12 protein-coding genes are annotated in these 12349 nt (G+C 53.6%); all 12 read right to left on the minus strand.

The features are described from left to right. Positions 1–62: 62 nt before the first annotated feature. The 12 genes from ligA to B5G43_RS08395 all read right to left on the minus strand — a co-directional run bounded on the left by ligA (position 63) and on the right by B5G43_RS08395 (position 12334). Positions 63–2084 (minus strand): NAD-dependent DNA ligase LigA, encoded by a 2022-nt coding sequence (gene ligA / locus B5G43_RS08345; RefSeq protein ID WP_087260175.1) that lies wholly within the window; start codon positions 2082–2084, stop codon positions 63–65. Further along, positions 2084–2404: a hypothetical protein gene (locus B5G43_RS08350; protein WP_087260176.1), complete on the minus strand. Its 321-nt coding sequence runs from the start codon at positions 2402–2404 to the stop codon at positions 2084–2086. The genes ligA and B5G43_RS08350 overlap by 1 nt, the downstream gene beginning before the upstream one ends. Then, entirely contained in the window at positions 2401–2625 is a 225-nt protein-coding gene (locus tag B5G43_RS08355; protein WP_087260178.1) for a hypothetical protein, read from the minus strand. The genes B5G43_RS08350 and B5G43_RS08355 overlap by 4 nt, the downstream gene beginning before the upstream one ends. 13 nt (positions 2626–2638) lie before the next feature. Beyond that, positions 2639–3121, minus strand: coding sequence for a hypothetical protein (locus B5G43_RS08360; protein ID WP_087260180.1), 483 nt, complete (start codon positions 3119–3121; stop codon positions 2639–2641). A gap of 65 nt (positions 3122–3186) precedes the next feature. Beyond that, positions 3187–5355: a PcfJ domain-containing protein gene (locus B5G43_RS08365; RefSeq protein WP_206405014.1), complete on the minus strand. Its 2169-nt coding sequence runs from the start codon at positions 5353–5355 to the stop codon at positions 3187–3189. 25 nt (positions 5356–5380) lie between these two features. Next, positions 5381–5926 carry a hypothetical protein gene (locus B5G43_RS08370; protein ID WP_007713138.1) on the minus strand — a complete coding sequence of 182 codons (546 nt, stop codon included), beginning with the start codon at positions 5924–5926 and terminating at the stop codon, positions 5381–5383. A gap of 11 nt (positions 5927–5937) precedes the next feature. Continuing rightward, complete coding sequence (locus B5G43_RS08375) at positions 5938–6900, minus strand: Cas9 inhibitor AcrIIA9 family protein (protein ID WP_242960505.1); 963 nt, start codon at positions 6898–6900, stop codon at positions 5938–5940. Between the two features lie 72 nt (positions 6901–6972). Further along, positions 6973–7236: a hypothetical protein gene (locus B5G43_RS08380; RefSeq protein ID WP_087260185.1), complete on the minus strand. Its 264-nt coding sequence runs from the start codon at positions 7234–7236 to the stop codon at positions 6973–6975. Beyond that, on the minus strand, positions 7233–8276 hold the full coding sequence (locus B5G43_RS18125; protein ID WP_343214414.1) for a YodL domain-containing protein: 1044 nt from the start codon (positions 8274–8276) through the stop codon (positions 7233–7235). Before B5G43_RS18125 ends, B5G43_RS08380 begins: the two co-directional genes overlap by 4 nt. Before the next feature lie 44 nt (positions 8277–8320). Next, entirely contained in the window at positions 8321–9010 is a 690-nt protein-coding gene (locus tag B5G43_RS18130; RefSeq protein ID WP_242963941.1) for a CHC2 zinc finger domain-containing protein, read from the minus strand. 38 nt (positions 9011–9048) lie between these two features. Continuing rightward, entirely contained in the window at positions 9049–10071 is a 1023-nt protein-coding gene (locus B5G43_RS08390) for a hypothetical protein (protein WP_242960506.1), read from the minus strand. After that, on the minus strand, positions 10061–12334 hold the full coding sequence (locus B5G43_RS08395) for an ATP-dependent RecD-like DNA helicase (RefSeq protein WP_087260187.1): 2274 nt from the start codon (positions 12332–12334) through the stop codon (positions 10061–10063). Before B5G43_RS08395 ends, B5G43_RS08390 begins: the two co-directional genes overlap by 11 nt. Positions 12335–12349 lie beyond the last annotated feature (15 nt).

The raw sequence follows: 12349 nt of genomic DNA on the forward strand, positions 1-12349 counted from the left end.
AAAAACAGGGGGAGAGCGCCGAATTATGGTGCTCTCCCTGTTGTTATTGACTGGCCTGGTGTTCAGGCCACGCCTGCCATACGGAAAAACTCCTGCGGTTCCAGCACAGTGACACCCAGTTCCCGCGCCTTGGACAGTTTGCTGCCGGCCTTCTCGCCGCAGACCAGATAGTGGGTCTTACGGGTCACCGAGCTGCCAGCAATCGCCCCCAGCGAGGCGATCAGGCTGTTCATCTCATCGCGGGTGTAGGGTTCCACCTTTCCGGTCACCACAATGGTTTTCCCGGCAAAGGGATTGTCCTGCGTGTTGTTTTCCGCAACCGGCTGCACCGGCTTCTGGATCTTCATCATCATCTGCAATTCCTCCCAAATACAGAAATTTTCTTCTTTGCTGAACCACTCATGAATATTATTGTGCAGCGCATCTCCAAAGTCCGGGAGCTGCCGGAAGTCGTACCCGGCATAAACGGCATCCCGGAACTCGTCCAGATTACCGTGGAATACCTGGCAAAGAACGCCGCTGGCGGTGTTGCCGATCATGGGGATGTCCATGGCAATCACATACCGCTCAAAGGTCGTATTCTGGCTCTGCTGAATGGCGCTCCAAAGGCGCTGCCAGGATCTTTCTCCAAAGCCGTCCATACGCACCAGCTCGTCTTTATGCTGATCCAGGCAGTAGATGTCCAGATAGCTGTGAATCCACCCCCGGCCAATCAGTTTTTCCAGCGTTGCTTCGGAGAGTCCCTCAATATTCATCGCCTTTTTGCCGACAAAATGGACAAACTGCTTGAGCTTTTTCGTCTCGCAGCCAGCATTGTCGCAGAACAGCGTCTTGATCGTGCGTTCCTCGCCGTTCTCATTGCGCCCTCTGGTTTCGTGGATACGGGTAGGTTCTCCACAGCAAGGGCACCGGTGGGGGTATGCGCTTTCCAGCACAAAGCCGCCGCGGTCCAGATTGTCTTCCACATGCGGAATGATGAGGTTCCTCTTCGATACCAAAATGCGGTTTCCCGGCGTCAGTTCCAGATCTTCGATAAAGGAAAGATTGTGCAGGCTCGCTCTGGACACCTCGCAGCCATCGATCTCCACCGGCGCAAAAACTGCGACCGGGGCGATCTCGCCGGTGCGTCCGGGCGTCCATTCAATCATCTGGAGCTTTGTTTCAAACAGATCATCCTCAAATTTGAAAGCCAGTCCGTCCTTATAGTGGTGGCCTGTGCGCCCGCAGCTTTTGGAGAAGGCCACATCATTGTAGGTGACAACGATGCCGTCGATGGGAATGTCATTGTCTCTGGCATACTGCTGCAGTTGCGTGATTCCATCCTCCGCCTCTGCCTGCGTCAGCGTTCGCTTGGTCACCAGATACTTGCAGGGGGTAAATCCCAGCGCAGAGAGCTCTTTCAGCCGCTCCGACTTGCGCGGCAGGTTTTCAAATCCCTCCAGCACAGTAAACGGCATGAACATCAGACGCCGCTCCATACAGGTCTTGGCATCCAGCAGGCGTACCGAGCCAGCCGCCAGATTGCGTCCGTTTTTGTAGGTCTCTCCGTTATTGTCCACAAGCGAGGCCTTCAGCTGTTCGAAATCGCTGGGCCGGATGAATGCCTCTCCAGTGATCACCAGACGATCTTCATACTGGATATGTGCTGGTATGCCGCCGATGGCGCGGGTATTGTGGGTCACAATTTCGCCCACCTCCCCATCGCCTCGGGTAGCAGCCTCCAGCAGCTCGCCGCCCTCATAGGTTAACTTGATGGTGAGCCCATCCAGTTTGAGCATGAACATCACCTGATGTTCCCCCATGAAACGGCACACCTCCACGATGTTTTTCTCCTTATCCAGCGACAGCAGCGGAATCGGGTGATTCGTTTTCTCCAGCTTGCTGATTGCCGGATACCCCACCGTACTGGTGGGAGAGTTCGCCATCTGGATGCCCGTCTGCCGCTCCAGGTCTTGAAGTTCCTCAAACAGCCGATCATAGACAGCATCACTGATGCTGGGCGCATTGAGATTGTAATACTCATGGCGATAACGGTTGAGCCGGGCAGTCAGATCCTGCTGCTTCCTTATCAATTCCTGATTCATCACGCCACCTCCTCATTCAGTACACGAAACGCAATGATCAGCGTTTCTTTTTTGTTGCCGCCGTAGGTGAACGAACTGCACACACCATTTTCAAATGTCCAGGTGCTGGCCGGCCCCCACCAGAGCATGGCGCCGCGGCCATTATTGCCGGCATTGATCTTGTCGGCCGGCTGATTCAACACCTTCGTGCAAAATCCATTTGAGGTAATCCATGTGACCTCACGCAGTTGATTGATGCACTCCGTTCGGCGATGATCAACAATTTGCAGACGGATTCCGGGCCGCAGCGCGCGTTTCAGCTGATTCAAATTTTCGATCATGCGGCATCCTCCTTACTGTTCCGTTTTTCCTTGATAGCGTAGTGGCCGAAATTCAATTCATGGATGATGTGTTGGATCACTTCGTCATCATCCCATGCGGCAAAAAGAGAAGTCCGCTCCGGCCCTTCCCCCACATGGACACTCACCTGTCCACCATAGATCTGCATCAGCACATCCGGGCGTTGGGCGCAGACGATTGACAAATTTCCAAGCTGTTTCATAATTCCTCCTTGTTCACACAACATGCAGCCAAACCATGACGGGACGGCGAAGGTCTGCAGTCGCATAATTCTTTCTGATATTGACGGGACGGTAGTGCCCATCCAAATCGCATTCAATGCTTTGCTCCACTCGGCCTTTATCCCGGGCCAGTTCTTCACGAACCGCCTGCAAAATACATAGGCGAGTTTTCAATGTGTCGCTTTCTCTGCAACGAAGCGAAGGGCAATACACATATTCGTGCGGGTTCTCTTCGAGCATGAAGCCATAGGTCATATACTGACGGCATTTACGCTCCCGCTCCCGCTCGATGTGTTTCACATAGTCCACGGCGCTTTTAACCCCCTCCGTCAAACAGAGGTATCCCATCTGCTGGCGCTGTTCATCGGACAAGGGAATCTCTTTTTTCTTTTGTCCCGGCAGCCCCTTATAGATGTGGAAGCTCTCGGGAGCATAGCGATAACCGCGGATGTTGTACTCAAATTTCAATTTGCTCAATGTAAAACCCCTTTCTTAAATGAATGGCCGAACGCCCCAAGGGACGCCCGGCCATTGAACCTGTCTCACGCGACTGCAGGGAGTGCCTGCGGCTGTATGACTTCCGTATTTTCCATTAAGTCGGCCAACAACACATCTGCCAGCAGACGGCCAGCCAGATGCCCAGTGTGGATAATCACACGGTCTTTCTGCATCTGGATAAATTCTTCATTCCGCAGCTCACGGCTCCGCTCGGCCAGCTTCAGGTCGCAGCCGGTAAGTCGGGCTGCAATGACCTTCTGCCACTTCAGCAGGAATTCCGTTGCCTGTTCGATGTCCTCATATTGGCGGTCAAACAGGGTGCGTTTCTGCCTCACAGTACCATCCGGCTCGATTTCAAGCGTGTAGTAGGGGTCTTCCGGTTCATCCGTCCGGCGAAGGAACATGATGAAACTCTCCCGGCGCTCGATGCGCTCATAATACCGCTCGCCGCTTCCGTCATTCCCGACGCAATGGTGGAGCATACGCCCCTCTTTGATGATGGCAAAGATGTTTTGAGGCGCAAGCACTGTGTAGTCGCCATCGCTGTAGGCATATTTTCCCTGCAGTTCCATGCAGATGTCGTTGACATGGGGATATTTCGCCGCCATTTTCGATGCCTGCTCCTCCAGACTCCCAGCTTCACTCTGAAGGACCAGTTCATCGTGCCGCTGGCGCAGTTTGCGCACACGGTATACGATCTCATCACTGGTGTCATAGTGCAGCCGTTCTGCCATAGCAAGGTAGTCCTGCCAGGTGGTCAGCGCCTGCTGGCAGCTGCCATCGAAATACTTCTTTTGCCGTTCCAGATAATTTTTGATCTGTACCACGCTCATGCGGTCTGCGATAAACACCAGATCCCTGGGGCTGATCCGTTCTTTTTTGCTCCAGCACAGCATTTCATTCGTGATACACTGTCCCGTCCGCTTCTCAAGCTGCAGCCAGGCTAAAGTTTCTGTATCTCCGTCCAACTGGCGCAGGCGGCGGAATTTGGGCGTATCCAGACCAAGAGCTCGAATCAACCCTGGCTCGTTCGGATGCAGAACCAATTTTCGCACACGATCACAGGAGTTGAAGCACTCGTTGGTCAGCTTCGGCAATCCAGCCTTCCAGATCTGCTCCATCTGGGGAAATTTTTCCCATACCGCCAAGTATTTTTCAGGATCAGTGATGGGATGGCTTCGTACCCACTCAACCAAGCCGGTCTGGCGAAGTTCTTTTTTCCCCAGGCTGGGCAAAGTCTTTCCATACACCCGGCCAGACTGATTCCAGCTATAGTTGTAATAGCAGGGGCTTCCCATGATCCAGCGCACTTCTCTTTGGCAGTACATTCCCCAGTAATAAGATCGGATTTCTCCGCTGCGGTCATAAATCGAACGCCGGATCTCTTGCCAATAAGGTTCACTATTGGGCAAACTGTGCTTTCGATAGGTCCTGTTCGCCCAGAATTCTCGGACAACAAACCCATCTCTACACCGCTGGATAAGATAAGCATAATGCCTCTGCGTCTGAAAATAGCCAGTGCGGCCCAGCGCCTTAAAAACAACGGGATGCCGGCAACGGATGCAATGTCCCTCTTTGTTGTGGTAGGGATGCCCGGAAATAGGCACCTCCTTCCCGCAGAAGGTGCAGTAGCCGGTTTTTGCTCCGCCGCGCTTGTAGTGGTAAAATATAAAATTTTCCCGCACGGCCACCTTGTCGGCCCAACGGCCCCAGTCTTTCGGCAATTCCGGTACCTGAGCAAGATCTTTGTCCCACGGGTCGGTGATTCGCCTATGACGCTGATCCAGCTGTTCTTCTCTCACTTTTCTTTGAAAATCGAGGATGCCGAAGTATCCGCCACGTTCGCTGGAAAAATACTGCTGCACCATATCTGAGTCTCCTGTACTCACCCAGCAAACCGCATCATAATCCTGTCCAGGCCATTCCAGTCTGTCCAGCTTGGCATCTCGCCACTTCTTATCCAAATAGTCATAGGTAAGGAATTGGCGCTTCTTTTTATCAAGAAACACCTCATAGGCGGGATTGTCCCCATCCAATCGAAGATGATCCGGCAGATAAAGCGCCACCTTCAAAGTGCCGTTCTGAACCATGCAATTCATATAGCATTTATACTTCCGACGAATGCGGGTGTACCCGGAGTAGGTTCTCACTTTTTCCGGCTCGTCTTCAAGTGCCACTTTTTTCATTTCCGGGGATGCCGTCAGTTTTGGCATCCCCAGAAGAATAGATTTCTTCAATTCATTTCACCGTCCTTTTTTCAAGATCGGCTCCATACCACTCATTGGGTCGGAGTTTCTTCCCATCAATGGTCGCCACCACGATCTGCTGGATACAGCCGGTGACCGGATCTTCCTTGGCAAACGCTAACACATCACCTTTCCGGCTGCCTTGTGCAACAGGGTCAACACCACGCACAACAGCGTATCCACAACACGCCACAGCTTTGTCCTTCTTCACATGGCTGTTCCATTTCCGTTTCGGATGATCGGCCATAAACGCAAGGCCAAGGGTGAAAAGTTCTTCCTTGGTCAGCCGCCTAAGAACCGTCAATTCAGTGCAGGAAATCTTTGAGTCAAATTCGTCTTCATCAATGTCGCCGCCAGCGTTGACGATATAGTATTCCGAGTGATCCACATCACTGTAATAACTCAGGCAATCCAGAGGATCTTCCGCACAGTGAAAACCGTTTTGGCGGCAGTTGGCTTCTTTGGTTACGTTCAATCCCATCTGGAACTGATAGCCGATACAAACCATGCCAGGATGAAACCCTTTGTACGCGATCATACGCTGCCTCCTTACCCAGCTTTTGCCACGCTGAAATCCAGCAAAGACATCTGGCCATCAGTAGAAGGCTTCTTTTCCGGCGCCGGCTTTGGTTCCGGCTTTTTCTTTTCGGCGGGCTTCTTTTCCGCCTTCTTTTTCTTGCCGGTATTTCCGGTAGTCTTGCCAATATAGGGCTTCGGCACAAACTTTTCCTCCTGCTCCTGGTCCTCCTTGGCATCCGGGTCGCGGAAATAATCTTCCGCCCACTGGTAGCACAAATCGTCCGGAATATCGCAGCCATAGCCTTGGCCGCCCTGTCCGGGCTGGATACCACTGGCCCTGAGCTCGTCCTGAACATAGTCCCACGCCTTCCGGCTGATGTACTGGAAGTAATGGATCATGGTTTTCTTCGGGTGCATGGTGAGCCGGGCAAAAGCCGGATCATCCAGGCAGAGCGTCTGGATATACTCCGAAACGCACTCCTTCATATTCCGACGGGTCAGCTTTTCCACATCCTTACTGACACGTTGCATGGAGGCGGATACCACTTCATCATCGCTCATAGCGGAAAGGCGGTCCATCTGCTCCTGCAGGGCCCGCTTTTTCTCCGCCTGCTTGGCCTCCCATTCAGCCTTGCGTTTTGCTTCGGCAGCCTCATGCTCGGCACGGCGCTTTTCTTCATCGGCATCCTTGGACGCACCATTTCCGACGGGCACATCCGTTTTGATGTCAGCCGCATCGTCACATCCGCCATCCTCTTCCACGAGGTCATCCTCCGGCGCTTCCATCATCTCAGCGGAAACGGAGGAAGCCGCATCAGAACCAGGCTGTGGTGCAGCTTCGTTCAGGGGCTGGACAGACGAACTGCTGACCGGAGGCACCGGCAGCTCGTCAAAGCTTTCCTCTTCCTCAAAGGCATTTTCGCCCGTGAGTGCAGTTGCCGACGGTTTGCGTCCCTCCTGCATACCCAGCGACATTTCTGAAAAATATCCCATAGTGAACTCCTTTCTGTAAACAAAAAACGGCATGGACGGGCCAAAGCCCATTCCATGCCATCGTTACCTGTATCACAGCACATAGAACAAAGTGCTGAAGCTGTCAAAGCAGTAGCAGACCACATTGGGGTACTGCTCCGCCCATTCTTTGATTTGTTCCTGTACTGCCTGCGCCACCAGCTGTGCCGAAATATTCCAGGGCGGCGGAACTGTCACCGTGAAATATCCCTGTTCTATGCTGGGGCGAACATCCGCATTCAGCTGAACGCATTGCTCCAAAAGTGCTTCCAACTGTCCCTTCTTCGTTCCTTTTACAACAACCATCAATCTGCTCATGCTCCTCCCGAAACCTTCTTTTTGGCGAGCATCGGAGAAAACTTTACCTGCTGAAACTGTGTATCTCCGTTCACATAGTAGTAAATTCGTTTCATGGGATACTCCAGCTCCACAACATCGGAAAGCGACATTGGCCGTCCGTTGCAGTCTTCTGGCAACTCCACGCTGAGTTCTGAAAACAGGCGTTTCAATATCTCGGCATCACTTTGATTGGTAGGACAATAGACTTCCCCCGTCCAGACCATACAATATTGAGCCGCGGGCGGCTGCTCATAGCCGGCCTTTCTTACCGCTTCCATATCCTTGAAAGCAAAGGGAATCGCTCTCTGCTCGTCCAGTTCCAGCTGATAGAGCACAAATCGCTGTTTCCTGCGCTGGGGTTCCAGAAGGATGCCAAGCGCCTCCCTGCCATGGCGCAGAAAAGCTTCATGCTCTTCCCGGGTCAGGCCCAAATATTCGGTCAAACTGATATTCCTCTCCGCCAGGTGCTGCCATTGCTCGGTGCAGTCCTCAATATGCGCCAACTCACACCAGCCATTGAGGTACTGTTCTTTGAATGTCTTTCTTTCCAACTCCTTTCTTCGCTGATTTTCCCGGCGCAAGGCAAGCTGCCAATCATCAAATCCCTTATAGTTGGGGTTCCAGGTCAGCCGCCTGCAATTCATTCCGTACTTTCGGGCTGTCAGATAGATTTTTGATGCTCCCGCCATGGTCATTTGGTTATTGTACTTGTCCATATCGTGGGCTTCGATGATCTCCTCTGTACCGCTCTGCGCCAGAAGGGCAAATAATGGGTCCAGCGGACTTGTGTTATTGGCTCCGGCAATCGCAGCAAATGTGCGTCCAGTCAAACAGTGGGATATGTCGGCTTTCAGCAACCCCTCAATGACATACACCACACGGGCAGACGGATCACCAACCAGGTGTACCGGGCTTCCCGATGAAGCGCCGTCCCTCTTGGAAGAAGAAGAGAACCAGATGTATTTGGCGCCAGCTTTTTCCGGCGGGTCATCTTTGTCCTTCAGCGGCACATCCAGCATGATTTGAAACCCCTGTAATCTGCCGTCAAAACCAACGGCTGGAATCAAAATTCCAGATGTTTTTTATAGAAGGCCATGGTCCAGTAGCCGCAGTCATCGCGGTAGAACCCCGGGACACCTTCCACCTTACAACCCATTTTTATCAGACGCGCCGTAATAGAGCGGCACAAAAAGGGCGGTGGAGTGCTCTTAAAGCCCAGCGATTCGATTTGTTCATCAGACAGCCCGCGCTTGGGCGAACGAAGATGCTCCCTATGAGCTGGCCGCAGTGTAAGCTGGGCCAACAGCAGGGACAGCGTCTGATGGATCTCCGCAGGACTTGCTTTTTCTGACTGCGGCACAGTTTTTCGCTCGGAAGTAGAATGACAGCCGGCGTCAGCCCGGGCCCCCGAAAGCGAGGACCCGGTGCTGGCCGTCAGCTTAGGAGCTTCATTCCCGGAGCGTATATGTTCTTCATGGCAGTTGTCGCACAAAGCTTCTGCTATTTCCCAATAAGCGTCCGAGGTCGTCGTATTGTTGAGCCGTGCATACAGCCCAAGCATTCCGCCATGCTCGCCGCAGTAATTGCAGCGCCACACATTTTTGACGAAATTGACATTCATCTTACCCCGACGGTCGCCACAGAACGGGCAATCCACATAGACACTATTTGACTGCTGGCGCCTGATACGCAGGTGCAGCAGTTCCACGACATCCATGATATTGAACGGAAATTCATCCGGGTATGAGCCCATCTGTCATTCCTCCCTTTGTACCCACGCTGGGGTTCATATCAGCCGGCCTTCTGGAGAGAATCGAGCACCAGCTGGGCGGCAGCGCGCACCAGGTTGTTCTTGCTCTTGCCCGGAATGAGATAAAAGCGCAAATTGACCGGGCGTTTCTCCGCCACCTGTGCAATCGTCATGCCACGGCAGATGCCATCATCCACAACGACCTGTCTGGCCTGTTCCAGCGTCATCACCTGCAGAAGCTCTTCCACAGGAGTATTCTGCGTGTAGGCCGGAGCCTCGTCCTGCGCAGGCGCATCGTTGCCCTTGGGTTCGATTCGCATCTCAGCCTTTTGGGCGGGCAGCGGCAGTTCATCCGTCTGCTCCACAGCTCCCGGTTCAGCGGCAGCCATCACAGTATCCGTGGGCACCACTTTCTCCGCCTTAACAGGCTCCACCGGCAGCCGCTGTTCCACCGACTCCACAGGCGGGGCCGTCACAGCCGTTTTCGGGGCCACAGACGCCCTCTGCTGCGTTTTAAGGTCGCTGGCAGGGGAATCACCAACAGCGGGCGCAACAGGCTTCTGAGGGGTATTGACAGGCGCCTGACGCGGTTCCGTGCGCTCCACCTGAACAGGGACAGTCTCAGCCGCCTTTTTCTCGGCGGCGTTGGCTTTCTTCTGCTCGGCGGCGGCCTGTGCGTCGGCGTTGATGAGCTGAATACCGAAGCCGGCATCCGTGAGAGCCTGACTCAAAGCCTCATTCTGTGCGCCTCGGATAAAGTCACGGTTGTCCTGAAGCTGCTGTTGGGCCACGCTCATGCTGAAAGGCTCGGCATCGCCACGATCCAAAAACACCCGGGCCTCGAAAATCGCCATCTGTTCGGTGATCCGCAGCGCCGTCACGCGCATACGGCCATTGGGATGGGCCATACGGAACCACAGCTTCTGATAGGGCAGATCCAGTCTCATGCTATCCTTGGTGCGGCGGAGGAACTTGAGACGGTCAAAGCCCGGCACCTTCCTGTTAAATAAAATAGGAGACGCACTGTGCTTTTTCTGCACTTTGCGTCCCTTTTTAACCTGCATGTTTCAATTCTTTTTTCGCTTCATTCGGGAGCGGAATACCGGCACGTCTGGCATAGGCCTTAAAGTACATGTCGATGCGTGCGCCCAGCAGCGTATTTCGCTTGCTGATCTCGTTGCGGTGAATCGCCATGAACAGCACCTGCTTCTGTCCAATCAGCACCACACGCTTTTTAGCACGGGTGATTCCGGTATAGAGCAGATTGCGGTAGAGCATGATGCTATGCGCTTTCAAAAGCGGCATGATAACCGTTTCATACTCAGAACCCATAGACTTATGGATGGTGGTGGCATAGGCAAGGTCCAGATTGACCATATCCTCTACGCTGTATTCCAGTTCCCGGCCAACTCCAAAATCGAGGCCCACACGCTTTCCGTTCTCCCCGTCTTTGATATAACGGATAAAGCCCAGATCGCCATTGGATACCTTTGCTGTGTTCTTGGTCTGCATAATACGGTCATTGACCCGAAAAACCTTGACACCGATTTTGATCTCGTCTTCGGCGGATCGGAACGGGTTGACCACTTCACGGATAGTCTCATTGAGCTGTTCCGCCGATGCCGCACCTTCTGAGCGAAAGGGCGACAGGATCTGCACTCGGTCGATGCCGCTTTCTTCAATCTCTCTGCAATAACGGGAGATGATCCGCTCGGCGGCATCCGCCTGGTTATCGCTTGCCATAAACATAAAATCCGGCCCATAGTACAGCTTGGTATTGCCCTCGTTGATGAACTTGGCATTGTAGGCAATCAAGCTGTCTTTGGACTGACGGAAAATCTGATCCAGCACGGTGACAGGCACCAACTCACAGTCGATCAGCTCACGGAACACATTTCCGGCTCCCACGCTGGGGAACTGATCCGGGTCGCCTACAAGCACGATTCGTGCACCGTCCTTGATACGAGAGAAGAATTTATCTGCCAGCCACATATCTACCATGGAAAACTCGTCCACAATGATCAGGTCAGCCGACAACGGCTCCTGTTGTTTGGTTCGGTTGACATCGTCCTCTTCGCTGCCGAGGCCCAACCCGCTGTGAAGCGTCCGGGCCATATCAAAGCCGGTGCTCTCTGCCATACGACGGCTGGCTCTGCCCGTCGGCGCCATCAAGACGATTTGGCCATCAGGGTGCAGCCGGCGGTATACCTCCAGGATCGTTTTCAGAACCGTCGTTTTGCCGGTACCGGGAGAGCCTGTGATAATGGAAAGATTGTGGCGATACGCCGCATAGACGGCAGCCTCCTGTTTGGAGGACAACACCACGCCCATCTCACGCTTGACCCGTTCCAACACCCGCTCAATCCGCTCCGGTTCTGACGGCTCCACCAACCGCATGGCAATGCGGCGGGCGGTTTCGTCCTCCTGTGCAAACACCCGGGGCAGATAGATGTTATCCTTGACCGACACTACTTCTCCTTTAAGGATCATGTCTTGCAGTACATCTGCGACTTCCTGCGCCTGAAGGCGAAGTGCCGGCACCGGAATCTTGTTGTTGAGCAGCCGAAGCGCCTCTTTCTGTATGGTTTCCCTGAGCAAGAACAGGTGCCCTTTAGCTCCTTTACCATCTTCCAGCGCCCAGAACAGCGCACCCTTGACCCGCATGGGGGCATGAAGGTCACCGCCGTTCTTCTGAACAATGGCGTCTACACGCAGAAAGCCGAACCCGGATATCTGGCACAGCTCAAACGGACTCTTTTTCAAGATGTCTACGCTGGCAGGCCCGAAATACTGATAAATCTTGAGCGCAGTTTTCGGCGTGATTTTGAACGGGGAAAGCAGGGTCATCAGATCCTGCAGCATCCGGCTCTCCGCATAGGAGGTCTTGATGTCCTCCAGCTTGCTTTCCGTGATACCTTTGATTTCCAAGAGCCGTTCCGGCTGGTTTTGCAGAATATCCAGCGTGTCCTCGCCAAACCGGGCGACAATCAGCGCGGCGGTTGCGGGCCCGATGCCTTTGATAAGACCCGATGCCAGATACCCCTCCACACCGCTTTTGGTGCGGGGGACGATCTCGCGCCACTGCTCCACCTGAAGCTGCATACCATACTTACCCTGCTTCCATTCACCATCCAGTTCCAGCTCCACCGCATCCGTACGGGGCAGTTCATAACCGGTCGCCACAAAACGGATCAGATGGTCTCTGTACCGCCGGGTAGAACGGGCCTCCTGCGGCACCTCTTTGTCGGCAGTCTTCACACTAATAATGCAGAACCGATTTGTCGGGTTGTGATAAATCGTCCCGTCATAAGTTCCTCTGTGGATCACTTCTTTTTTCCCTCC

Source organism: Flavonifractor sp. An92 (assembly GCF_002159175.1).
GTDB lineage: Bacteria > Bacillota > Clostridia > Oscillospirales > Oscillospiraceae > Pseudoflavonifractor_A.

Excerpts from the sequence above, each read along its gene's own strand:
- B5G43_RS08370 (WP_007713138.1), bottom strand. The coding sequence starts at position 5,926 with ATGATCGCGTACAAAGGGTTTCATCCTGGCATGGTTTGTATCGGCTAT.
- B5G43_RS08355 (WP_087260178.1), bottom strand. The coding sequence starts at position 2,625 with ATGAAACAGCTTGGAAATTTGTCAATCGTCTGCGCCCAACGCCCGGAT.
- B5G43_RS18125 (WP_343214414.1), bottom strand. The coding sequence starts at position 8,276 with ATGCTGGATGTGCCGCTGAAGGACAAAGATGACCCGCCGGAAAAAGCT.
- B5G43_RS08375 (WP_242960505.1), bottom strand. The coding sequence starts at position 6,900 with ATGGGATATTTTTCAGAAATGTCGCTGGGTATGCAGGAGGGACGCAAA.
- B5G43_RS08380 (WP_087260185.1), bottom strand. The coding sequence starts at position 7,236 with ATGAGCAGATTGATGGTTGTTGTAAAAGGAACGAAGAAGGGACAGTTG.
- B5G43_RS08350 (WP_087260176.1), bottom strand. The coding sequence starts at position 2,404 with ATGATCGAAAATTTGAATCAGCTGAAACGCGCGCTGCGGCCCGGAATC.
- B5G43_RS18130 (WP_242963941.1), bottom strand. The coding sequence starts at position 9,010 with ATGGGCTCATACCCGGATGAATTTCCGTTCAATATCATGGATGTCGTG.
- B5G43_RS08390 (WP_242960506.1), bottom strand. The coding sequence starts at position 10,071 with ATGCAGGTTAAAAAGGGACGCAAAGTGCAGAAAAAGCACAGTGCGTCT.
- ligA (WP_087260175.1), bottom strand. The coding sequence starts at position 2,084 with ATGAATCAGGAATTGATAAGGAAGCAGCAGGATCTGACTGCCCGGCTC.
- B5G43_RS08365 (WP_206405014.1), bottom strand. The coding sequence starts at position 5,355 with ATGCCAAAACTGACGGCATCCCCGGAAATGAAAAAAGTGGCACTTGAA.